The organism is Salinimicrobium profundisediminis, assembly GCF_026241755.1.
GTDB classification, from domain to species: domain Bacteria; phylum Bacteroidota; class Bacteroidia; order Flavobacteriales; family Flavobacteriaceae; genus Salinimicrobium; species Salinimicrobium profundisediminis.
Genome location: NZ_JAPJDA010000007.1, coordinates 36,424 through 58,525, shown reverse-complemented (window position 1 = coordinate 58,525; position 22,102 = coordinate 36,424). Strand labels below are relative to the sequence as shown.

Genomic DNA, 22,102 nt, shown 5'->3' with positions numbered 1-22,102 from the left:
TAGGCTATACCAGGTGCAAAAGCCTGAGTTTTTTTTCGGGGGTCACAAAAAAGAGAAAAACGAGTTTGATTGCGGCAAACTTTATAAGCGCTGCCACGATCTCTACACTCAGATCTCTAAAGTAGAAAACCTCCATATCGCGCAAAATGTCTGAAAAAATAAAGGAAAGAGCAAAACAGATATAGAAAACGGACTTTTTTGAAAAAGAATTTAAATAATATACAAGTGCAGTGATGGCAACAAAGAGAATATTGAGGTAGTAGAGCACATAGATCCAGAAGGCGAGCTCATGCCCAAGGTTGCGTTCAATCTCAATAATATGAACCCATAACAGGTAAACATAAATAGCTATTACGCTAATAAAATAAAGGGTGGTAAAGCGGTTGCCCCTTTCATATTCAGTGTGTTTAATGGCTTCCCGGGCCAAAAAGATGTAACCAATAAGCCACATTCCCAACTTAATATGTTCAAAATACCACAGGCTGCCACCCCACGAAAAAAGGGTTGCACCCATTGCCATACTAAGGAACATAAGAAAATTGAAGTTCTTAAAAGGGATCTTCCGCAGGTAATAAAGGATTAGCGGGAAGAAGAAAAGGATCTCTCCTAACTTTCTAAGAAAAAAGTCATCTTTAAAAATACCCGTAAGGTTAACGCAAATAGCAGAGATTGCCAGGAGTGAAAGAATAACCTTTTTTTTCATTCATCAGGAAAATTGTGTGCAATATAGGAATTTTGCTAAGAATAAATTTTATTGTCATAAATTTTAAGAAAAACGGATTAAAAAATACCTTCTGAAGAGAATACTTCATCAAAAACCCGGAAGAAAGGTGCTTTTTCTCCGATGAACTGCATGTTGCACCATTGCATAGAAGGCAATTACATGAAATAAAGGGTAGAATATCGTCACGCTAATATCTGAGATAATAAATAATTTAAAGAACAGGGACAGCTCAGATAAGACCAGGCAGGCCGAAGCCAGCATAAGCCACAAAGAGGCATAATGAGACTTGAGAATATACTGTGTAAAAGATATTGCCAGGAGAGTGATGAGCAGCAGAATAAAAAGAGAGGCTTCCACCCGGTGAGAAGGAAGCACCTGGGGCAAAAGCTGGTTTATGGTATAATAAAGGAATCCGAGGAAAACAAACATGATCAAGAGAGAAATAAATTCCACCACATGAATCCTGCCCCATCTAAAACCCGCCAAAGCAAAAACATAGAGAATAACCAGGGCAGTGCCAAAGCACCAAAGAATAGGAATTAAGTTCTCAGAAAGTCCTTCGAGCATCAATAAATCGCGAACGTAAAATAAAAGCAATGCAATGACCATTGGCAGGAACCATTTCTTCACCTTAACCCTGTAAAATAGAATAAGCACCGGAATTAAAAGGAATGTTGTGGGAACAGTAAGGATATCAAGCCTAAGAATAGAGCCAACAACAAAAAGCACACCCACTACCAGGAATAAGAAAAATACTTTTTGACTTGTTTTCACTCTTTGCAATTACAATGTTTAGCAGTTCAGCTAATTGAGTAGAAAAATAGAACTTTTTTTGATTTAGAGATAAACAATTTGTAAAAATTCACAAAAGACTTCTTTTAAAAAAGGATCATAATTTACCTTTCTTTTACTAAAACTTATACTTTTGTCTTTTTATGTAATATAAATGAAGCGATACCTACTCTTTTTGCTGTTGACAGCCGGGGCATGTAAATTCAACGACAATTACACACCGGCCCGCATTGAAGGAAAACAGCTTGAAATAACACCCGACATACCGGCTAACGATTCTCTTGAAAATTTCATCACCCCATATAAAGAGCACATAAATAAGGAGATGGAAGAAGTCTTAGCTTATCTTCCTTATAACCTCAGCAAGTCTGACGGGAGGTACAATACAGCCATAGGCAACCTTATGGCAGATGCCTTAATAGAACTCTCAAATCCCATTTTTAACAAGCGTACAGGAGAGAACATAGATATTGTACTGCTCAATTATGGCGGAATAAGATCATCTATTGCCAAAGGTGATGTGACTACAAGAAGTGCCTTCCAGGTAATGCCTTTTGAAAATGAAGTAGTTGTTGCAGCACTAAAAGGAGAAGCCGTGAGAGAAATGATCCATTACCTTATAGATTCGGGCACTGCTCATCCTGTGGCGGGCATTGAATTGCAACTTGAAAAAGACAACAGCATAAAGAAAGTTTTGATTCAGGGGAAACCTTTAGAGGATTCGGCCACCTATTATGTTGCTACAAATGATTATCTCCTTGAAGGAGGTGACAGTATGAACTTCTTTTTAAAGGCTGAAGAAGCAACCAACCTTGACTATAAGATCAGGAATTTGCTTATTGATTATTTTAAAGCAAAGGATACCCTTAATCCGGTGAGAGATCAACGTTTTATCAAAGTAGAGTAATGGAAAGACGGAAGTTTATACAAAGTACAGCCGCTGCAGGTGCTCTTGCAGGAATAGGCAGCTTAGGCCTTTTATCGTTTACGGCTGCTAAAAAGCCAAAGCACATTACCATTTTACACACCAATGATGTGCATAGTCATATTGAACCTTTTGATAATGGCCACGCACAATATCCAGGTATGGGCGGAGCTGCCCGCAGGTATACCCTTATAAATCAAATTAGACAGGAGAATCCCCATACCCTATTGCTCGATGCCGGGGATATCTTTCAGGGGACACCTTATTTCAACTACTATGGCGGCGAACTCGAATTTAAGCTGATGAGTAAAATGAGGTATGATGCCGCAACTATTGGCAACCATGATTTCGATAATGGAATTGATGGTTTGCTGGCACAACTGCCACATGCCAAATTTCCTTTTATAAATGCCAACTACAACTTTGACAACACTGTTTTGGAAGGGCGAATCAAGCCTTACCAGGTTTTTGTACGGGACGGGATAAAAATTGGCGTTTTTGGTGTAGGTATAGAGCTTAAAGGCCTGGTCGCAAAAAAGCATTATAAAGAGACCGAGTATCATAATCCTATCGACACTGCAAAAACCATTGTCAAACAACTACGGGAAGAGGAAAAATGCGAACTGGTTATTTGTCTTTCCCACCTGGGCTACGAATACCGGGACGATAAAGTAAGTGATCAAAAACTCGCAGCAGCTACTAAAGATATAGATTTGATCATAGGAGGACACACCCATACTTTTCTTCCCAAACCTACTGTAGCACTAAATGCAATAGGTGAAAAGGTATTGATCAACCAGGTTGGCTGGGCCGGTGTCAACATTGGCAGGATAGATTTCTACTTAGATTCTTCAGGAAAGAAGAATGGCGGGGGCGCCGCTATTATTGTGTAGCAGTTTTTAATAAGAAAAGATACCAATCCTAAATGTGAGACTCAAAAGCTGTTTTTGAGATCTTTGGAATAATATCACCTGCAGAGAAGCGTAATTAAGACCAACAAAAAAACCTTCTCAAAAATGTCATTTTTGAGTACCTACGGCTGAATTTGTTCCAGGCTGGTTTTAGAAAGGGGTTTGGAAAGGAAGTCGGCAACGTATGGAAATTGTTCCCTCTCCTCATTAAAGTCTTCAGTTGAAGACGATAAAATGTAGATGGTGAATTTTTGTTTTATTCCGTGATCTAACTTTTCCAGCTCTTCCAGGAATTCCCAACCCGACATAGCGGGCATGTTAACATCAACAAACAACACTGTAGGCACCTGGCCTTCAGCTTTAAGTTCCTTTTCAATATGAATGAGGGCAGCTTCAGGGTTAGTAAAGCTTATCACTTTAGCACCGGGATCATAACCTTTAACGGCGTACTCACAAATAAGGTTATTTGTGCGGTCGTCATCAACTATTATATACTGCCTCGGCTTCTTCATTTTCTAACTTGTTTCTACTGTTTTCATGCTTAAATTCAATAGTGAATTGTGTCCCTTTATTTTCTTCACTCGTCACCTGAATCTCACCTCCTAAAAGCTCAACCTGGGTCTTTACCATAAAAAGCCCCATACCTTTTCCTTCTACGTGATGATGAAAGCGTTTATAAAGGCCAAAGATTTGATTCCCCTTTTTTGAAAGGTCAATCCCCATCCCGTTATCCTTAAAAGTAATACATACATTACCCGACTTCTCTTCAGAAGTAATTTCAATTACAGGAGAAACTTCGGGTCGGCGGTACTTGATACTATTAAAGATAAGATTATAAAAAATGCTATGTAGATAGGTCTTGATAGAATTTATATAAGGCACTTCGGAAAAGTTTGTGATAATTTGAACATTTTCCTTCTGAATAACCTGCCCGATACCCGATTGCACACTTTCAACCAATTCACTGAGTACAATAGGCTCCTTCTTTTCACTCATGTCTACCTTAACCTGAAGTATATTATTCAGGTCTTTAATGATAGTGTCCAATCTTTCGACGTTAGAAAGCAGCTCTTCCTGAAACTGTGTTTTTACTTCCAAAGGGTAATCCTCTTTCAGCAGTTCTCCCAACCCCATGATGTTTGCTACAGGAGCGCGTAAATTGTGAGAAATGATATACGAAAACTGTTCAAGTCCCTTATTTGCCGAAACAAGTTCTTCAGTATAGGCTTTCAGGTTTTTGTTGAGCTCGATGATCTTCAACTCCGATTCTTTTCTTTCGGTCACATCCCTGAAATAGACCGATAATCCACCTTTAGAAGGATATGCAGTCACATCGAACCATTTGTTCACCCTCTCAAAATATTCCTCAAAATCAACGATGATCTGCTCTTTTGAAGCCTTGTAGTAGCAGGTATGGAATTTAGTACCAACGGCATCGGGAAAAACTTCCCAAAAGTTCTTTCCAAGAATGCGGTCTTTATTACTTTCAAGTAATTTCTCTGCATGCTGGTTCCAGTAGGTCACCACCCATTCATTATCAACCGTAAAGAACGCATCACCAATACTTTCAAGGATGGTCTGCTTTTCTTCTGATGCTTTTAAAGCTTTTAATTCTGAATTCTTGATATTAGAAATATCCTGCACGCTGCCATTGATCCTTATACACTTACCGTCAACAAAAGTGGGACGCCCAATCTTCCTCACCCAACACTCATTGCCTTTTGCAGTAACAATCTGCACTTCAAGATCGTAAGGCACATTATTTTCAACAGCATTTTTAAGTGCCGCTTTCATTCGCTCCTGGTTTTCACCTTCCTTACAAAAGAGGAACCCTTTTTCATGATCGGGCTTAAAATCGGGTGCCACTTCATGGATCTCTTTGGTAACCGGAGACCAGTACACGGTGTCCTGAACAAAATCAAATTCAAAACTCCCTATACGTGAAAGCTTTGAAGCTTCATCCAGGAGTTCTTCCAGTTTCTTTCTTTCTGTCACATCCTGGATAGCGCCAACCATACGTAGTGCTTTTCCATTTTCATCTCTAAGAATAAAACCTTTTTCTACTACAAAAGAGTATTTTCCATCTGCATTTTGGAACCTGTACTCTGCTTCCCAATGATTCTCGCTACCTTCTAAGGTGCGGGACAGGCTTTCATTAATCACAAGCCTTTCGTCGGGATGTATGTTTTTTGCCCAGGAATCAATTGAGAGAGAAAAATCTTGCTGAGAATAACCAAACAAAACATAGAATGCTTCTCCCCAAAAGAGATGATCAATTTGTATATCCCAATCGTAAATAGCATCTGAAGTAGCTTTGGAAACCAGTTCATAACGGGCATTGGTTTCCTTGAGGGAGCGCTCTGCCTCTACCCTGTCGGTAATATCAATTCCCACTCCCTGTAGTTCAACAGGCTTTCCTTCGGCATCTGTGAGGCATATAAAATCCCAGAGGGTAGGTTTAACTTTTCCGCCTTCCTGTGACTTATCAATTTCTACCTGGTGAACAACATTGGGATTAGCTAAACATTTTTTAAAGGCACTGCTTACTTTGAGGTGATCATACTCCATCACAGTCTCAATAGCTTTTCTACCCACTAAAATTCCATTGGGGGAGATCCAGTTAAAATCAGTAATAAATTTTTCATTCACGTAAGAATACTTCCCTTGAAGATCTATTCTGGTAAGGTAGTTCGTTTGTGATTTAAGAATAGCACGTTGCCTGCTTTCACTTTGCTTCAATTTGAGCATCGCATTCTTATAGTCTGTCACATCCTGTATAGAACCTTCCAGCTTTACCGGTTCTCCCCTGTTATTTTTAACCAGTTTTCCTTTTTCATGCACCCATTTGATACTACCATCGGGCAGGACAATCCGGTGTTCAAAATCCATATCCTTACTTCCGGAAAGGGCGGCACCGCGCTCATGTAGAAAAGTCTCTAGGTCATCGGGATGTATGGTTTTTAGGAAACCTTCAAAATCTAGGTTATAATCCTCTTTTTTTCGCCCCCAAATCCTGTAAACCTCATCACTCCAAAAAAAGTTATCCCCCTTCACCCCTACCTGCCAATAACCAAATTTCGCCAGTTCTTCGGCCCAAAGAAGTTTCTTGCTCTTATCTTCAAGCTTTTGAATGATCCTCTCTTTCTCGGTGATATCAATAGCGGTTACCAGCCGGCAGTTCCTGCCTTTAAAGAGAATACTGTACCCGTGCACTTCAACAGTAATTAAAGAGCCGTCTTTTTTCCTATGAATGAAATTACCCACATTAAGCAATCCCTTTTCATCCTTTATACGCTGCAAATTGGCAGTAAGTACCGGAATTTCTTCCTGAGGCCGGAGATCACTGAGATGGAAATTTAAAAACTCTTCTTTTGTATATCCATAATACTTCACTGCGGCCCGGTTAACTGCCAGGATTTCGAGGGTTTCAAGATCAAATATCCAGTTTGGAAGCGGATTGAATTCAAACAAATGTTCATAATTCTTCTTTGACAGCAGTAACTCTTCCTCTGCTGTCTTTCTTCTCGAAATATCGCGGATGATGACTATTGCGGTTCTGGCATTCTCTGTTTCGTGAAATGATACTGCGGAAAAAATATCTGCAGGAAATGTAGAGCCATCTTTTCTTTTCAGGATCATTTCCCCCACAAAACCGGCTTCTGAACTTTTGGGTTCCAGAAGTTCTTTCAAAATGGCATTCTCTTCTTCAATTATTCCCCGAAGCCCTATTCCAGACAATTCATCAGATGTTCTTTGAAACATTTTACATGCCGAAGGATTCGCAGCCAATATACGACCCCCGGGCACGGTAAAAAGAACTGCATCTATGCTGTTTTCAAAAATAGACTGATAGGTCATTTTCGACTTACCGGCCGATTTTCGGTTTCTTACCTTTATTTTATTCAGAACCAGGGGAAGTCTCTTTAGCCGATCACGAAAAATGTAATCATAAGCTCCTGCCTCTAAAAGATCAATAGCTTTCTCTTCGTCTTGAGGACCTATTATTAGAACCAGCGGAATTGGTAAATTCTCAATAAGATCTCTGTAAATAGCATCCAGCTTCTCCTGATATTCGGCAACTACAAGGTTGGGACGGCTCCCATTCCCAAAATGAACGGTATCAATAACCTCTTCTTTCCCTGACAGCATCACCAGGTTATCTTTCCTTAACACATCAGCCACATCTGCAAAACAACTGTCTGAAGAGGAAAAAAGAATAACATTTTTAGTAACAGCGCTTTCAGGCATACTCGACGAAATAATTATTTTTATCGATAAACTACATTAATTGGCGAAATTAGGCTTTTTTTAAGACTGTTTTATTAGCTACCTCAGTTTTAACTAAAATCCTGTTTACGGATCTTTTTCACCTTCTCTTTTTGTATTTATCACAAGTAAATCTCTGCGGCTTCTAACATTTTAATGTGCAATATTCAAATGTCTCCTAAGATTCGCGGAAGCAATCAGACAAGGGTATTTCTTTTCTATCACAGCACCTAAAATCATACCTAATTTTAATGATTTATTTGGAATAATAAGGTGACCAGGATCATAAATAATGTGCATCCAATATAATACTTTTGCACGCCAAATATAGATCTATATATTGACAGTCAACAACCTACACCTACAGATTTCGTTTTTTAATAAGAACAAATGATGAGGGAAGAATAAAATTTGGTTAAAAAATGATTCTGGAGCAGCTGCAACTCTATAAAGAATTAAATTTGACCGGTTTTATTTAGTTGAAAAATGAATTTGAAATAAAAAATTGACCATGATTAAAAGAATAATTCAAAAAAGCTATGATTATCTGGATTTCCAGGAGAGATCAATGCTCACTATCTTTTTGATTCTCTCGGTAATTTTAACTGCCATACTTACCTGGGGCACATAACTATTTAATCATTTCGAGGAACTTTTCTTCATCAATGATTGTGATCTGGAGACTTTCAGCTTTAGCGAGTTTGCTAGGGCCCATGTTTTCACCTGCTACTACATAGCTGGTTTTTGAAGAAATAGAGCCTGAAACTTTTCCGCCGTTATCTTCAATGAGCTTCTTAAGGTCATTGCGGGACATTTCAAAAACTCCTGAAACTACAAAGGTTTGGCCTTCCAGTTTGTTTGTTTGTCCGGCAAGTTTCTCGGCAGAGATCTCTAATTGCAACCCGTAACCTTTCAGTCGTTCCACATTGTTCAAGTTCTCTTCATCTGCAAAGAACTCCACCACACTTTCGGCAATTCGCTCCCCTATCTCATCAACATTTTCTAATTCCTGCTGATTTGCTTTTTTCAAAGCATCAATGTTCTTAAATTCTTTAGCCAGCTTTTTGGCTACAGTTTCCCCCACATAGCGGATTCCCAACGCGAAAAGTACCCGTTCAAATGGGATCTGCTTAGAGTTCTCTATACCATTGATCAAATTTTCAGCCGATTTTTCAGCCATACGCTCCAGCGGCAGGATCTGTTCTTTCTTCAACTCATAAAGATCAGCGTAATTTCCAATGAGACCTTCATTCACTAGAAGTGCCACAGTTTCACCTCCCAAACCTTCAATATCCATCGCTTTCCTCGAAATATAATGCTGGATCCTTCCAATGATCTGTGGCGGACAACCATTAAAGTTAGGACAGTAATGCTGTGCCTCTCCTTCATTTCTCACCAACTCAGTATCACATTCCGGGCAATTGGTGATATATTGGGTAGGATTGGAATCCGGGTCTCTTTTGGTGAAATCTACCCCAACGATCTTCGGAATGATCTCCCCTCCTTTCTCCACATAAACCTCGTCCCCTTCCCGAACGTCAAGTTTCTCTATTTGATCGGCATTGTGAAGCGAAGCCCTTTTCACCGTTGTACCTCCAAGCTGCACCGGCTCAAGATTTGCTACCGGAGTTATCGCTCCTGTGCGGCCCACCTGATAGCTGATCTTGTTCAATTTCGTAGAAACCTGTTCGGCTTTAAATTTATAAGCCATAGCCCAACGCGGTGCTTTGGCTGTATATCCCAGCTCTTCCTGCTGGTGCAGGCTGTTAACTTTCACCACCACCCCATCGGTCTCATAAGGCAAATCGTGCCGGTGCACATCCCAGTAATTCACAAACTCCATCACCTCTTTCAGGTTTTTGGCCAGTGTAGCTTCCGCAGGAATTTTAAAGCCCCACTCCCTCGCTTTTTCCAGCCCTTCATACTGCGACTTGATCCCTGGAAGATTTCCGGTTAAGCTGAACAAAAGACAATCTAAAGGCCGCCTAGCCACTTCGGCACTATCCTGCAACTTCAGGCTTCCCGAAGCTGTATTTCGCGGATTCGCATAAGGCTCTTCTCCGGCCTCCACTCGCGCAGCATTAAGCTGGGCGAAACCTTCGTACGGAAGCACAATTTCGCCCCTAATCTCAAATTTTTCGGGAAAATCACCTTTCAGTCTTAGAGGAACAGACCTTATGGTTCGTACATTATTTGTTACATCATCACCCTGAATCCCGTCGCCGCGTGTCACGGCCTGCTTAAATTCCCCTTTTTCATAGGTAAGACTAATTGATGCCCCGTCATACTTCAATTCGCAGGTAAAATTCACCTCTCCATCCACCTGTTTTTCTATTCTTTTCTCCCAGTTTTCAAGGTCTTCCTTAGAATAAGAATTATCAAGCGAATACATCCTGTGCTCATGCACCACGGTGGCAAAATTTTTAGTGACAGCCCCACCAACTCTTAAAGTTGGGGAGTTCTCATCATAAAATTCGGGATGTTTCTCTTCAAACTCCTGTAGCTCCTTCAGTTTTTGATCAAAGTCATAGTCGGATATTTCCGGCTTATCGAGTACGTAATACAGGTGGTTGTGGCGGTGAAGTTCTTCCCGCAGCTTTTTTATTTTTTCTTCAGGTTTCATAGAAGACTTAGTCTTTCGTGCTTAAATGAGGCTCCAAAAATGGCATTTTGGAGAGATATTTTTATTTCAAAAGGAGATGGGTACGCTTTGTCACCAACGGGTATCCAGTCTTTTTGTTCTTTGTTTATTATAATGAAAAGCCCTCCGTCATCACCGGTGGCACAAAAATGTTCATAATCCCCGGTGAACTTTGTAAGGCCGAAATTGGAATTTAGAAAATTAAACTGCTCTTCCACATTCGAGGTGGCAAGGCCAATTTCACTGATCCCTTTAATGCTTGCTGAAGAAAATTCTTCGGAAGCAGATTCAAACATATACCGGCGGGAAATAAATTCGAGGATATTCGAATCTTTGTCATAAAAATAAACCGATTTCGCCTGCCACGCGGGGAAATCAATAATTTCATTGCCATCATCAGGTAGAATTTCCACTCGCTGCTTTAACCAGTGAAGAGCCTTTTCTTCCTGAAGTGCCGTAATGTGAAAAGCAATATGATAAGGAGTGGCGTTTTTGTCCTCTTCAAATTCGAGGCTCGAAAAACCCGTTTTCACCCGGAAATTTTCTTCTGAAATTTTCTCCACCGGCAGCCCCAGCACTTCGCCATAAAAGCGGAACTGCGCCCTGACATTCGGAGTGTAAAGCTTCAGAAATTCGATTCTCATGATTTTATTCCTCTTAGCATGCGATCTACCCCGAAAATATCCTTTTTTAAGCTGGTTGCGAAATTTTTTTCTGCTAAAAGTGCTTCCGTTTCTTTTCCCAGGTACTGGTTGATCTCAAAGTAAAGTTTCCCGCCCGGTTCAAGGTTATCGGCCGCCAGCTCTGTGATTTTTCGGTAGAAGATCAACGGGTCGTGGTCTTTTACGTAAAGTGCTGTTTCAGGTTCATGCTCGAGCACATTGCGCTGCATCTCTTTTTTTTCGAGCTCCCGCACATAAGGCGGATTGGAAACTACTACATCAAACTTTGAAGGCAGCCCTTCAGCAGCAAGAATATCTTTATGAATAAAGTTCACCGCTACTTCATTTAAACCGGCATTGAGTTTTGCTGTTTCCAGGGCTTTTTCAGAAATATCTATGGCTGTGATTTCGGCTTTGGGTAAATGTTTTGCGAGGGAAATTGCGATACAGCCGCTACCGGTGCCAATATCTAAAATCTTTATTCCTTCGGAAGCATCAAGATCGTGAAGCATCCATTGCACCAGCTCCTCGGTCTCCGGCCTCGGAATTAGCACGTTTGAATTCACCTGAAAATTTAATCCGAAGAATTCTGTTGTTCCGGTAATATATTGAAGGGGTTCATGTTGCTGAAGCCTTTGCAAAGCAGCCCTGAGCTTCTCCTCAGCTTCTGCCGGAAGTTCCTGCTGCGGATTCAAAGCAAGATCCAACCTGGTGAGTCCGGTAAACTCCTGCAGCAGAATATTAAAGAAAGAACCAATTTCCTCCTTAGGGTACTCTCCTTCCAGGGTGTCAAAAAAGGTATTTTTAAAGGCTGTTATTTTCATTAATTTCGGCCATTTTGAATATTTTGAAACGATTGAACTCTTTTCACACAGAGGTCACGAAGAGAAAAAAGAAGAACACGAAGAGACAATTGTATTTTTTCCCGCAGATCTCACAGATTTCCGCAGATCTTTAATTTTCAAATCTCCAAATTCTTAAATCTTCAAATCAACTTTGGAATTTGGTTTGTATTTTTTGGTTTTTGGTCCTTGATTTTTGGTGCTTGGTGCTTGGTTTTTGGAATTTACGATCAAAGATCCTTTATCAACCACACCGTACAGTTGTAATGTCCCGTGTCACCCAAGGGTTTTTCCAAAGACTCAAACCCGGACCGTAGATAGAGCTTCTGCGCCTGTTTCATATAAGGCAGGGTTTCAATATAGCATTTTTGGAACCCCTGCTCTTTGGCAAACTCCAGGCAGGTAGTCATCATTTGAGCACCTACACCCTTTCCTCTCACTTCAGGTAAAAAATACATTTTTTGAAGCTCACAAATAGCCCCTTCAAAGTTAGCCAAAGGTGCAATTCCCGCGCCTCCAATGATCCTGTCTTTATCTTCAACAACAAAATATTCCTTATTTGGCGCATTGTATTCGGCATGCATATCTTCAAGGGCGGCATCTTCGTAAGCTGTTCCCACTTTTGGAACTCCCATTTCTACCAGCACATTCCTTATTAAGTCTTTAACCTGCTCATTATCTTCGGGTTTAATTTCCCGTATTACATAACTGCTCATTATCTCTATTAAATGCTATTTTTGTGACGGTGAAGATACATGAAAAATACATAAACCGCTGTATTCAGCTGGCGCAAAACGGGCTGGGAAGGACTTACCCCAACCCTGTGGTGGGCAGTGTTATTGTTCATAATGAAGTGATTATTGGCGAAGGCTGGCATCAAAAAGCCGGGGAACCTCACGCCGAAGTAAATGCAGTGAATTCGGTAAAAGTTAAAAGTCTGCTTCCAAAGTCTACTATTTATGTAAGCCTGGAACCCTGCAGCCATTACGGAAAAACTCCACCCTGCAGCAACCTGATCATTGACTGCGGAATCAAAAAAGTGGTGATTGGCACTGTAGATCCATTTTCGGAAGTTGCAGGAAAGGGAATTAAGAAGCTGATGGACGCCGGTTGCGAGGTAAGAGTGGGTGTTCTGGAACAGGAATGCCGCGAACTCAACAAACGCTTTTTCACCTTTCACACGAAAAAACGCCCTTATATTATTCTGAAATGGGCCCGGAGCAGCGACGGATTTTTAGCGCCCTTACCTCTCAAAAATGCCAAAAGAAAACCGGTTTGGATCACCGGGAAATACACAAAACAGCTGGTTCACAAATGGCGCGCCGAAGAACAGGCGATCATGGTGGGCACGAACACTGCCGTAGCCGATAACCCTCAACTCAACACCCGCTTGTGGCAGGGAAATGACCCTGTCAGGCTTGTGCTGGACAGAAACCTTAGAATTCCGGCAGATTCTTACCTTTTTGACGGATCGGTGAAGACAATTGTTCTTACTGAAGATCCTTCAGAAAAAATGTTGTCCAAAAATGTCATTTTTGAGACCCTGGATTTCAAGGAAGACCTTGCGCAACAGGTTTGTGAAGTACTTTTCCGTCACGAAATCCAGTCGGTGATCATTGAAGGCGGCCGGCAAACCCTGCAGACCTTTATTGATGCCGGTTTATGGGATGAAGCCCGGATTTTCACCGGAAAAACACATTTTAAAGAGGGAATAAAAGCTCCCGAAGTGACCGGCAGGCTTATTTCTGAAACAAAAGTGGATCAGGACCACCTAAAAGTTATTTTCAATGATTAAAACCATCATATTTGATTTTGGAGATGTGTTTCTCAACCTCGATAAACCAGCCACGGCACGGGAATTAAAGAAGTTCGAAATATCCCATTTTTCAGAGGAAATGCTGCAGCAAAACATGGCCTATGAAAAAGGTTTAATCTCTTCGGAAGCATTCATTTCAGGGTATAGCAAATCTTTTCCGAAGTTGACTTCAGAAGTATTTGTGAAGTCGTGGAATTCCATTTTAATTGATTTTCCGAAGTACAGGCTTGAATTTCTTCAGCAGTTAAAAGAAGAGGGTAAATACAAACTCATTTTGTTGAGCAACACCAACCATATTCATATTGACTGGGTAAAACAGCATATTTCATTTTTTGAGGAGTTTAAAAACTGTTTTGACGCCTTTTACCTTTCCCAGGAGATCAACCTGCGCAAACCCGATCAAGAAATTTACAGTTTTGTACTGCAACAACACGATCTAAACCCAGAGGAGACGCTTTTTATTGACGACACTCCCGAAAATACCGAAGCGGCTGCAAAACTGGGCATTCACACCTGGAATATTGATCCTGTAAATGAGGATGTGGTCGATCTATTCACCATTAAAAGCGATTTGTTTTGATCTACCTGCTGTTAAGTGTGCTTTCTTCAAGTGTGATCTTCGTGATCTTCAAACTTTTTGAGCGCTTCAAGATCAACACGCTACAGGCCATAATTTTCAATTATTTTTTCGCCTTTTCGGCGGGGATGCTTGTGGACCGCCAACCCATAGATCCGCTAAAAGTGTTTTCTGAAGACTGGTTTCTAGGAACCTTCATTCTCGGGTTTATGTTTATCGCTGTGTTTTACCTGGCGGCGCTTACCACCCAAAAAAGCGGATTATCGGTAGTCTCTGTCGCTACAAAAATGTCGGTTGCCATTCCTGTACTTTTTGGGATCATTTTATATAATGAAAGCACAGGCTGGATCAAGATCTTCGGAATTATACTCGCCCTGGTGGCTGTTTACCTGACTTCGATTAAGAAGAAAGAAGGAATTAAGATCAAAAAGAGGAACCTGATCTTTCCACTCCTGGTGTTCTTTGGCAGCGGAATTATTGATACTACCCTCAAATTTTTGGAAACTTCTTATGTCGCCGAAGCCGATGTAGCCTTGTTCTCGTCAACTATTTTTGCCATTGCGGGAATTATTGGCGTTTGTATTCTAATTTTTCAGGGAATAAGAGGATCTCTCAAGTTAAATTTCAAAAATGTCATTGGCGGCGTGGCTTTAGGAATTCCGAATTTTGGTTCTATTTATTTTCTTGTACTGGCTCTTCGCACAGAAGGCATGGAAAGTTCTACGATCTTCCCCCTGAACAATGTCGCTATTGTGATGATCTCTACTTTCCTCGGAATTCTTTTATTTAAGGAAAGAATGCTGCCAAAGAACTGGATTGGGATCCTTCTGGCAGTTGCCAGTATCATTTTAATCGCAACTTCTGAAGAATGGATGTAAAAGACACTTATAAAACCATCACGAAACCTTCCGCAGAAGTCCTTTTTAAGGACAAGAACAGTAAATTCTTTGGCTATGCCTTCCCTGTTACCACTGAAGAAGAGGCTAAAGAACATCTTGAAGACCTCAAGAAGAAACATCATGCCGCACGGCACTGGTGTTACGCCTGGCAGCTTGGTAAAAGTGACTTTCATTACCGGGCTAATGATGACGGCGAACCATCAAATTCAGCCGGAATGCCTATTTACGGGCAAATTCAGTCGTTTGAAGTTACCAACATTCTCATTGTGGTAGTACGGTATTTTGGCGGGGTAAAACTGGGAGTTGGAGGATTGATCAATGCCTACAAAACTGCGGCCCAGATGGCACTGGAGGAATCTAACATCGTTACCCGCACCATCGACCTTAAATTTGAGATCTCTTTCGATTATCCCGAAATGAACAAAGTGATGCGGGTGATCAAGGAAAATAACCTAAATGTAGTGGATCAAATTCTTGAACTGGATTGTAAGATTATCATTTCGGTCAGAAAAAGTGAAGCCGAAAGGATCTACGAAAAATTTGACGCTACTTATAAAGTAATGATTAAAGAGCTGGAAGATTAAAACCCCAGCTTTTCAAGAATGTGTTGCGGACATTTAATAGGTTTGTTCTTTTCCATATCCACAAAGATGAGGGTAGTTTCAGCTTCGGTGAGCAGTTCCCCATGTTGATTAAAGATTTCATACTCAAATTCAATACGCACTCCCGGTTTCTTTTTTAGGCGCGTTTCGATCTTTAATTCGTCATCAAATTTAGCCGATTTCTTAAACTTAAGGTTGAGTTCGTAAACCGGCAGCATCACTCCCTCTTCTTCCATTTTGCGATAGGAGATCCCAATAGCATCTAACCAGTCAATACGTGCAATTTCAAGATATTGAGCATAGTTGCCGTGATATACGACTCCCATTTGGTCTGTCTCTGCATATCGAACTTTAACATAGGTGAAGTGGCTTTTCATGATTTTTTTAATGAATTATTTGATTCGGTTTTGTACTTTCACAGTGAACGAAGTATGCTAAAATTTTTGTTAAATTTCAAGTAGGCAAACGTTTTTTTTTCAGATAATTTGTTCACATATTTGTTGCTCTAAAAAACCCGGGAGAAAGACATTTTCTCTTTTTCTTATGGAAACCACTACTAACAAACGTATTATAAATTTAGACTCCGGAATGTCAGAAACTGCGCAATCAGTTTGGAATAACTGCCTTACTTTTATTAAAGATAATATTACTCCACAGGCGTATAAAACGTGGTTTGAACCTATCAAGGCGGTAAAACTTTCAGAGAGCGCCCTAAGCATTCAGGTACCTTCAAAATTTTTCTACGAGTGGCTGGAAGAGCACTATGTTAAACTTCTTAAAGTTTCGTTAAATAGAGTGCTGGGAGACCAGGCAAAACTGGTGTATGTCATAAGAATGGAAAATACGTACGGAAACAAACAACCTTTTACAGAAAAGATACCGAGTACCAACCGTTCTAATGTTGCTTCCCAGGAAGTTGATGTACCTATAAAGAACAAAAATCCCGAGTTAAAGAACCCGTTCATCATTCCCGGAATAAGGAATGTAAAGATCGAATCACAACTTAACCCAAGTTATAATTTTGATAACTTTTTAGAAGGAGATTCAAACAGGCTTGCAAGGTCTGCCGGGTTGGCTGTGGCTAATAAACCGGGGGAAACTTCCTTTAACCCATTGCTTATTTTTGGCGGCGTTGGTTTGGGAAAGACACACCTGGCACATTCTATAGGGATTGAAATTAAAGACAAGTATCCCGAGAAGACAGTTCTTTATATTTCTGCCGAAAAATTTACGCAGCAGTATATAGAATCAGTAAAGAAGAATAACCGTAATGATTTTATACATTTCTATCAGATCATTGACGTATTGATAGTAGATGACATTCAGTTGCTTTCTGGGAAAGCCGGGACCCAGGATGTTTTCTTCCATATTTTTAATCACCTTCATCAAAACCGAAAGCAGGTTATTCTAACCAGTGACAAGGCTCCGGTAGACATGCAGGATATTGAACAACGACTCCTGTCCCGTTTTAAGTGGGGGCTTTCAGCCGAATTACAACATCCTGATACCGAAACAAGAGTACAAATCATTAAGAGTAAACTCTATCGTGACGGGGTGGAAATGCCCGAAGAGATCGTGGAATTCCTTGCCAACAATATTAAGACCAATATTCGTGAACTGGAGGGAGCAATAATCTCTTTGATAGCCCATTCCTCTTTCAATAAGAAAGATATCACACTTGAGCTGGCAAAGAAGATCGTTGATAACTACGTTAAGAACACCAAGCGCGAAGTTTCTATAGATTATATTCAGAAGGTGGTGAGCGAATACTTCCAGATGGATGTGGAAACCCTTCAATCTAAAACGCGTAAAAGACACATTGTGCAGGCGCGCCAACTGGCGATGTTCTTTGCAAAAAAGTTCACTAAAGCTTCTTTGGCAAGTATAGGTTCTCAAATTGGAAAAAGGGATCACGCCACCGTTTTGCATGCCTGCAAAACAGTTGACAATTTAGCTTCAACCGATAAACAATTTCAGAAATTTGTTGAGGATATCAACAAAAAACTAACCCTGTAATATGAAAACCCGGATCCTGATGGTGTGCCTTGGCAACATTTGCAGGTCACCCCTGGCCGAAGGCATTCTAAAATCTAAAGTTGATGCTGAAAAAGTTTTTGTCGATTCGGCAGGAACAAGCAACTATCATGTAGATGACTGCCCCGACCCAAGATCGGTAGATATTGCCAGAGAAAATAATCTTGAAATTAGAACACAACGGGGTCGGCAATTTTCACCAGAAGATTTCGACAATTTTGACAGGATCTACGTGATGGATATGTCAAATTATCACGACGTACTGTCCCTGGCAAGAAATGAACAGGACAGGGAGAAAGTTTCTCTCATTCTTAATGAGGTCTTTCCAGGAGAGAATGTTGAAGTTCCCGATCCTTACCATGGCGGCGCCAACGGATTCAAAAAAGTTTACAACATGCTGGATGAAGCCTGCACGATCATAGCTGAAAAACACCAATAGATTGAGCTCTCCCTTCTCCTATTCCGGAAAATTATATTTGCTACCCACCACTCTGGGTGACAATGAACCTCTTGAAGTTTTACCGGCCACAGTACAACATCAGGTAGAACGTCTTGACATTTTTATTGCAGAAAATGAAAAGACCGCCCGCAGGGCAATAAAGAAATTAGTTCCCGGTAAATCTCAGCCTTCACTTCAGTTTTTCATATTAAACAAACATACCGATCCTGCGGAAGTTTCAGGATTTTTAGAAGCCTGTAAAACAGGTAAAGATATAGGTTTATTGAGTGAAGCAGGTTGCCCCGGAGTTGCAGATCCCGGTGCCGAAGTGGTGAAAATTGCTCACAGAGAAGGCATTCAGGTTGTCCCGATGGTGGGCCCCTCCTCTATTCTTCTGGCCATGATGGCTTCAGGAATGAATGGTCAAAACTTTGCTTTTAACGGATATCTTCCCATTGATAAGGCTGCCAGAAAGGGAGAAATTAAAAACCTGGAAAAGATCTCTCATGAGAAGAACCAGGCGCAGTCTTTTATTGAAACTCCTTACCGTAACAATAAAATGCTGGAAGACCTCACTCAGGTGCTGCATCCCGGCACCCGTATTTGCATCGCCTGTGATCTTACTTTACCAACAGAATTTATAGTGACCAAAACTGCTGCCGACTGGCGTAAAACAAAAGTGGACCTTCATAAAAAGCCCACTATCTTTATATTACAGAAGGATTATTAACCTTCGCTTTCCGGTCTGGCACTACGAAAGAAGTATCAAAACCTTCAAATTTCTTAAAGTAATATTTTATAGAAGTTCCAAAACCATCGCTAAAACTGTTGGCTCCATTGCTTCTTAAAAATTTCTTGACATTACCGGGGCCTGCAAGGTGCGCTGCCGCCAGGATGCCAGATTCTGTTATCCTGATCCCGTTCACTACCTGATTCTGGAATTTTGCAATATCCTTACGTAAAATCCATTTGTTACGAGAAGAATTTGCGTAAAAAGCAGCTTCCTGAAGATCGGGGGAATTAAGGAAAAGGTTGGTGTCTTTAATTCCGATTAATTTTAGGGTACCTCTTCCAAACTGGTATTTTCCCATGTAGCCAAATTCATTGATGACCTTGTAATCACCACCCGACTCTTTAAAGCCCATGGCTTCCTTAAAAGCTACGTAAGATTTCCCTAACTGCGGGTAAGACCTAAGCTGCGGATCAAATACTGTAACATCTGGTGTATGGGGAACGTCAAAATTCAGTTCCTCATTTACTGTCTTGAATTCTTCAAGAACAGCAGCATCAAAATCCTTGGTTTTGTTGGTGGAAAAGCTATAAAAAAATATAGATGCTCCTACAACCGGTAATACTGAAAATTTTGCAACTTTCTTCTTCATCCTTTTTGTTTTTGCTCAAGTAAATCATGAAGATTTCCTCGAAACGGCCGACAAATGTACTACATTTTTTAATAATCTAATTATCAGCATGTTAAACTTACTGAGAGCATTTTTTTTCTCAGCTGACCGGTTAAAAGCATAGAACGTGCCAAAAAGGGTTTTATTGTGGGGAGATTTTCCGGAATATTGCTGTTTACCTGTTGATCTTCTGCTTATTGATCCATTGAACATAGGCCCGTTTATTGGCGTTGTGCTGCGACAGGGTCTTTGCGAACTTGTGGTAACCAAAATTCTCCACATCGGCCACGAAATAGAAGTAGTCGTGATCTTCATGGTTAAGCACCGCATCTATTGAAGAAATGTCAGGCATGGTTATAGGCCCGGGAGGCAGTTCTTTATATTTATAGGTATTATAAGGAGAGTCAAGAGTAAGATCAGCATAAAGAACCCTTTTTATAATGGTATCGAAATTCTGCAGCCTGTCTTTTAAGGCGTAGATCACAGTTGGGTCGGCTTCAAGTTTCCAGCCTTTCTCAATTCGGTTCATATAGACCCCGGCTACCTTTGGCCGCTCGTCTACTTTGGCTGTTTCTTTTTGCACGATAGAAGCAACCACCATCACCTGGTGCGGAGTAAGCCCAATCTCTTCGGCCCTTGCCAGTCTTTTTTCTGTCCAGAAGCGGTCGTACTCTTCTTTCATCCGCTCCCTAAATTCGACAGCTGAAGTATTCCAGAAGAACTGATACTTATTTGGAATGTACATGGCAATCGCATTTCTTCCTTCAAAACCAGAATGTGTCAAAAATGCCGAATCTCTCATGCTTTCCAGAAGCTGTGTACTATCGGCTTCTATTTGGGCTGCGATCCTTCCGGCAAGATCTTCAAGTCGTTCCTGGTTATTAAAGGTTACCCACACCGGCTCGTTTGTACTGCGAAGGGTATTTACAATCTCGTTGTTGTTCATGCCTTTCTTCAGAATAAATCTTCCGGCCTTCACATTATTGATATAGCCTTTTTTCTGTGCAACCAGGTCAAATTCTTCGCTATCTTCAAGATAAGGCTTCAGCAGCTCTCTTACTTCAGCATAAGTTGCGCCTGTAGGCACGTATACCTGGGCAGTTTCTTCAGAAAAAGCAGTGTTAGGAGAAAAGATAATGTCATAGACGTACCAGGAGAATGCTGCCAGACCCAGGATGCCAAAAAGGGCAATTATTAATAAGATTTTTTTGATATACATTAGTTGATCAATTGATAGGTAATTTCATCTTTATATTCTCCCTCTACCAAATTCCAGTCCTTTTTTCTGGCAGTGAGTAAAAATCCGGCTTTTTCAAAGAGCAGCCTACTCGAAGTATTATCACAGCCTACGTTAACATAGACCTGGTGCAGGCCCAGGTGTGTAAAGCAATATTTACAAACCAGTTCTAAAGCCTGGGTGCCATATCCTTTTTTCCGGTTTTTCCTGTTAATAATAAGGATACCAAGGGCAGCACGACGGTTCCTGGGGTCAAAGTCAAAAATATCTATAAGCCCCACAGCTTCCGAAGTGTTATCACAAATGACCAGCCTCAACTGTTTAACATCGTAAATATCGCGATGAGAATTTTCGAGATATTGTTTAAGCACATAGCGGGAAAAAGGAACGCTGGTGGCGCTCACCTCCCAGAATTCTTCATTGTTCTCTACTTCAAAGAGCAAATCGAGATCTTCGGGCTCTAACGCTCTCAGAAAAACCTGTTCCCCCTGAAGTGTTAACATGTTATTTCTCCTTTAAAGACCTGTTGTGCAGGCCCGGTTAGCCAAACATCACTGTAACTGCCACCCCTAGGCGTAAAACGAACGCTAAGTTCACCCCCCGGCGTTTTTAACTCTACTTTATTTGAAGATATTCTTCCGGAGTGATAGGCGGCGATAGCGACAGCTGTAACCCCCGTACCGCAGGAAAGAGTTTCATCTTCCACTCCCCTCTCATACGTACGCACTTTTAAAGTTGACTCATCCAGAGACGAAGAGAAATTCACATTTGTGCCTCCCTTAGCCTCATATTCTGGTGAATACCTTACGGCAGCTCCTTCTTGTTTGACATTAATCTGGTCTACTTCTTCTGAAAAAATGACATGATGCGGGGAACCTGTATTGAGGAAAAGAGCATTACCAATTTCAGAAACCCCTTCAACATCCATCATTTTAAGTCCTACCTTTTCATCTTCTATTACAGCTTCATGAAATCCATCTATTGCAGTAAATGCCGCCCTGTCTGAAATAATTCCTAAATACTTCGCAAACGCTACAAGACACCTGCCGCCGTTACCACACATACTACTTTCGTTGCCATCGGCGTTGAAGTACACCATCTTAAAATCATCCTGCGAATTTTCTAAATTCTCAAGGAGAATGAGACCGTCTGCACCAATGCCAAATTTGCGATCACAAAGCCGTCTTATCAATTTGGTATCATTTTTGGATAAAACCGCTGTACGGTTATCTACCATAATAAAATCGTTTCCCGTACCCTGGTATTTATAAAAATTCAGCTTCATCTGGATTATTTTTCAGGGATCAAAGATACAATAATAGAAAAAACGGGCAT

The 22,102-nt window shown here is 40.8% G+C and carries 22 protein-coding genes; 9 read left to right on the top strand and 13 right to left on the bottom strand.

Annotation, left to right across the window (positions count from 1 at the left end; translation table 11 throughout):
• Positions 1–4 precede the first annotated feature (4 nt).
• Together OQ279_RS05595 and OQ279_RS05590 are read right to left on the bottom strand one after the other, a co-directional pair.
• The gene (locus OQ279_RS05595; RefSeq protein WP_266068859.1) at positions 5–703 is read right to left on the bottom strand and encodes a hypothetical protein; all 699 of its coding nucleotides are present in this window, start codon (positions 701–703) and stop codon (positions 5–7) included.
• Between the two features lie 108 nt (positions 704–811).
• On the bottom strand, positions 812–1,498 hold the full coding sequence (locus OQ279_RS05590; RefSeq protein WP_266068858.1) for a hypothetical protein: 687 nt from the start codon (positions 1,496–1,498) through the stop codon (positions 812–814).
• A 172-nt stretch (positions 1,499–1,670) separates the two neighbouring features.
• Between OQ279_RS05590 and OQ279_RS05585 the strand changes: the two genes are divergently transcribed.
• Positions 1,671–2,423, top strand: coding sequence for a 5'-nucleotidase C-terminal domain-containing protein (locus OQ279_RS05585; protein ID WP_266068857.1), 753 nt, complete (start codon positions 1,671–1,673; stop codon positions 2,421–2,423).
• On the top strand, positions 2,423–3,334 hold the full coding sequence (locus OQ279_RS05580) for a bifunctional metallophosphatase/5'-nucleotidase (protein ID WP_266068856.1): 912 nt from the start codon (positions 2,423–2,425) through the stop codon (positions 3,332–3,334). Before OQ279_RS05585 ends, OQ279_RS05580 begins: the two co-directional genes overlap by 1 nt.
• Before the next feature lie 140 nt (positions 3,335–3,474).
• Here the strand turns inward: OQ279_RS05580 and OQ279_RS05575 are convergent, their stop codons facing one another.
• The 6 genes from OQ279_RS05575 to OQ279_RS05550 form a co-directional block, all read right to left on the bottom strand.
• Positions 3,475–3,864, bottom strand: coding sequence for a response regulator (locus OQ279_RS05575; RefSeq protein ID WP_266068855.1), 390 nt, complete (start codon positions 3,862–3,864; stop codon positions 3,475–3,477).
• A complete protein-coding gene (locus tag OQ279_RS05570) occupies positions 3,833–7,600 on the bottom strand; it encodes a PAS domain S-box protein (protein WP_266068854.1) in 3,768 nt (1,255 codons plus the stop codon). Before OQ279_RS05570 ends, OQ279_RS05575 begins: the two co-directional genes overlap by 32 nt.
• Positions 7,601–8,249: 649 nt before the next feature.
• Positions 8,250–10,241 (bottom strand): NAD-dependent DNA ligase LigA, encoded by a 1,992-nt coding sequence (ligA, locus tag OQ279_RS05565; protein ID WP_266068853.1) that lies wholly within the window; start codon positions 10,239–10,241, stop codon positions 8,250–8,252.
• Complete coding sequence (locus OQ279_RS05560) at positions 10,238–10,903, bottom strand: VOC family protein (RefSeq protein WP_266068852.1); 666 nt, start codon at positions 10,901–10,903, stop codon at positions 10,238–10,240. The genes ligA and OQ279_RS05560 overlap by 4 nt, the downstream gene beginning before the upstream one ends.
• Positions 10,900–11,745, bottom strand: coding sequence for a peptide chain release factor N(5)-glutamine methyltransferase (gene prmC, locus OQ279_RS05555; protein ID WP_266068851.1), 846 nt, complete (start codon positions 11,743–11,745; stop codon positions 10,900–10,902). Before prmC ends, OQ279_RS05560 begins: the two co-directional genes overlap by 4 nt.
• A gap of 248 nt (positions 11,746–11,993) precedes the next feature.
• Positions 11,994–12,479 carry a GNAT family N-acetyltransferase gene (locus OQ279_RS05550; RefSeq protein WP_266068850.1) on the bottom strand — a complete coding sequence of 162 codons (486 nt, stop codon included), beginning with the start codon at positions 12,477–12,479 and terminating at the stop codon, positions 11,994–11,996.
• Positions 12,480–12,508: 29 nt separating this feature from the next.
• Between OQ279_RS05550 and ribD the strand changes: the two genes are divergently transcribed.
• The 4 genes from ribD to OQ279_RS05530 are packed head-to-tail and all read left to right on the top strand — an operon-like array spanning position 12,509 to position 15,639.
• Positions 12,509–13,558 carry a bifunctional diaminohydroxyphosphoribosylaminopyrimidine deaminase/5-amino-6-(5-phosphoribosylamino)uracil reductase RibD gene (ribD, locus tag OQ279_RS05545; RefSeq protein WP_266068942.1) on the top strand — a complete coding sequence of 350 codons (1,050 nt, stop codon included), beginning with the start codon at positions 12,509–12,511 and terminating at the stop codon, positions 13,556–13,558.
• Positions 13,551–14,159 (top strand): HAD family hydrolase, encoded by a 609-nt coding sequence (locus OQ279_RS05540; RefSeq protein WP_266068849.1) that lies wholly within the window; start codon positions 13,551–13,553, stop codon positions 14,157–14,159. Before ribD ends, OQ279_RS05540 begins: the two co-directional genes overlap by 8 nt.
• Positions 14,156–15,034, top strand: a complete 879-nt coding sequence (locus OQ279_RS05535; protein WP_266068848.1) for an EamA family transporter — start codon at positions 14,156–14,158, stop codon at positions 15,032–15,034. Before OQ279_RS05540 ends, OQ279_RS05535 begins: the two co-directional genes overlap by 4 nt.
• Complete coding sequence (locus OQ279_RS05530; protein ID WP_266068847.1) at positions 15,025–15,639, top strand: IMPACT family protein; 615 nt, start codon at positions 15,025–15,027, stop codon at positions 15,637–15,639. The genes OQ279_RS05535 and OQ279_RS05530 overlap by 10 nt, the downstream gene beginning before the upstream one ends.
• Here the strand turns inward: OQ279_RS05530 and OQ279_RS05525 are convergent.
• Positions 15,636–16,034 carry an acyl-CoA thioesterase gene (locus OQ279_RS05525; RefSeq protein ID WP_266068846.1) on the bottom strand — a complete coding sequence of 133 codons (399 nt, stop codon included), beginning with the start codon at positions 16,032–16,034 and terminating at the stop codon, positions 15,636–15,638. The two genes, OQ279_RS05530 and OQ279_RS05525, sit on opposite strands and share 4 nt — an antisense overlap.
• Positions 16,035–16,245: 211 nt before the next feature.
• On the opposite strand from OQ279_RS05525, the gene dnaA reads away from it, so the two are divergent.
• From dnaA to OQ279_RS05510, 3 genes are read left to right on the top strand one after another with little or no spacing between them, the layout of a single operon-like run.
• Positions 16,246–17,673, top strand: coding sequence for a chromosomal replication initiator protein DnaA (gene dnaA / locus OQ279_RS05520; protein ID WP_266068845.1), 1,428 nt, complete (start codon positions 16,246–16,248; stop codon positions 17,671–17,673).
• A 1-nt stretch (position 17,674) separates the two neighbouring features.
• Entirely contained in the window at positions 17,675–18,130 is a 456-nt protein-coding gene (locus OQ279_RS05515; protein ID WP_266068844.1) for a low molecular weight protein-tyrosine-phosphatase, read from the top strand.
• Positions 18,131–18,167: 37 nt separating this feature from the next.
• Positions 18,168–18,860, top strand: coding sequence for an SAM-dependent methyltransferase (locus tag OQ279_RS05510; protein WP_370866499.1), 693 nt, complete (start codon positions 18,168–18,170; stop codon positions 18,858–18,860).
• Here OQ279_RS05510 and OQ279_RS05505 read toward each other — a convergent pair.
• The 4 genes from OQ279_RS05505 to dapF form a co-directional block, all read right to left on the bottom strand.
• Entirely contained in the window at positions 18,838–19,512 is a 675-nt protein-coding gene (locus OQ279_RS05505) for a peptidoglycan-binding protein LysM (RefSeq protein ID WP_266068842.1), read from the bottom strand. The genes OQ279_RS05510 and OQ279_RS05505 overlap by 23 nt on opposite strands.
• A gap of 193 nt (positions 19,513–19,705) precedes the next feature.
• Positions 19,706–20,749 carry an endolytic transglycosylase MltG gene (mltG, locus tag OQ279_RS05500; protein ID WP_266068841.1) on the bottom strand — a complete coding sequence of 348 codons (1,044 nt, stop codon included), beginning with the start codon at positions 20,747–20,749 and terminating at the stop codon, positions 19,706–19,708.
• Positions 20,749–21,270: a GNAT family N-acetyltransferase gene (locus tag OQ279_RS05495; protein ID WP_266068840.1), complete on the bottom strand. Its 522-nt coding sequence runs from the start codon at positions 21,268–21,270 to the stop codon at positions 20,749–20,751. The genes mltG and OQ279_RS05495 overlap by 1 nt, the downstream gene beginning before the upstream one ends.
• Positions 21,264–22,052, bottom strand: a complete 789-nt coding sequence (dapF, locus tag OQ279_RS05490) for a diaminopimelate epimerase (RefSeq protein ID WP_266068839.1) — start codon at positions 22,050–22,052, stop codon at positions 21,264–21,266. The genes OQ279_RS05495 and dapF overlap by 7 nt, the downstream gene beginning before the upstream one ends.
• Between the last annotated feature and the right edge of the window lie 50 nt (positions 22,053–22,102).

Coding starts and splice junctions, on each gene's coding strand:
- OQ279_RS05570 (WP_266068854.1), bottom strand. CDS start 7,600: ATGCCTGAAAGCGCTGTTACTAAAAATGTTATTCTTTTTTCCTCTTCA.
- OQ279_RS05495 (WP_266068840.1), bottom strand. CDS start 21,270: ATGTTAACACTTCAGGGGGAACAGGTTTTTCTGAGAGCGTTAGAGCCC.
- mltG (WP_266068841.1), bottom strand. CDS start 20,749: ATGTATATCAAAAAAATCTTATTAATAATTGCCCTTTTTGGCATCCTG.
- OQ279_RS05550 (WP_266068850.1), bottom strand. CDS start 12,479: ATGAGCAGTTATGTAATACGGGAAATTAAACCCGAAGATAATGAGCAG.
- prmC (WP_266068851.1), bottom strand. CDS start 11,745: ATGAAAATAACAGCCTTTAAAAATACCTTTTTTGACACCCTGGAAGGA.
- OQ279_RS05505 (WP_266068842.1), bottom strand. CDS start 19,512: ATGAAGAAGAAAGTTGCAAAATTTTCAGTATTACCGGTTGTAGGAGCA.
- OQ279_RS05540 (WP_266068849.1), top strand. CDS start 13,551: ATGATTAAAACCATCATATTTGATTTTGGAGATGTGTTTCTCAACCTC.
- OQ279_RS05575 (WP_266068855.1), bottom strand. CDS start 3,864: ATGAAGAAGCCGAGGCAGTATATAATAGTTGATGACGACCGCACAAAT.
- OQ279_RS05525 (WP_266068846.1), bottom strand. CDS start 16,034: ATGAAAAGCCACTTCACCTATGTTAAAGTTCGATATGCAGAGACAGAC.
- OQ279_RS05560 (WP_266068852.1), bottom strand. CDS start 10,903: ATGAGAATCGAATTTCTGAAGCTTTACACTCCGAATGTCAGGGCGCAG.
- OQ279_RS05530 (WP_266068847.1), top strand. CDS start 15,025: ATGGATGTAAAAGACACTTATAAAACCATCACGAAACCTTCCGCAGAA.
- OQ279_RS05595 (WP_266068859.1), bottom strand. CDS start 703: ATGAAAAAAAAGGTTATTCTTTCACTCCTGGCAATCTCTGCTATTTGC.
- OQ279_RS05515 (WP_266068844.1), top strand. CDS start 17,675: ATGAAAACCCGGATCCTGATGGTGTGCCTTGGCAACATTTGCAGGTCA.
- OQ279_RS05580 (WP_266068856.1), top strand. CDS start 2,423: ATGGAAAGACGGAAGTTTATACAAAGTACAGCCGCTGCAGGTGCTCTT.
- ligA (WP_266068853.1), bottom strand. CDS start 10,241: ATGAAACCTGAAGAAAAAATAAAAAAGCTGCGGGAAGAACTTCACCGC.
- OQ279_RS05585 (WP_266068857.1), top strand. CDS start 1,671: ATGAAGCGATACCTACTCTTTTTGCTGTTGACAGCCGGGGCATGTAAA.
- dapF (WP_266068839.1), bottom strand. CDS start 22,052: ATGAAGCTGAATTTTTATAAATACCAGGGTACGGGAAACGATTTTATT.
- dnaA (WP_266068845.1), top strand. CDS start 16,246: ATGTCAGAAACTGCGCAATCAGTTTGGAATAACTGCCTTACTTTTATT.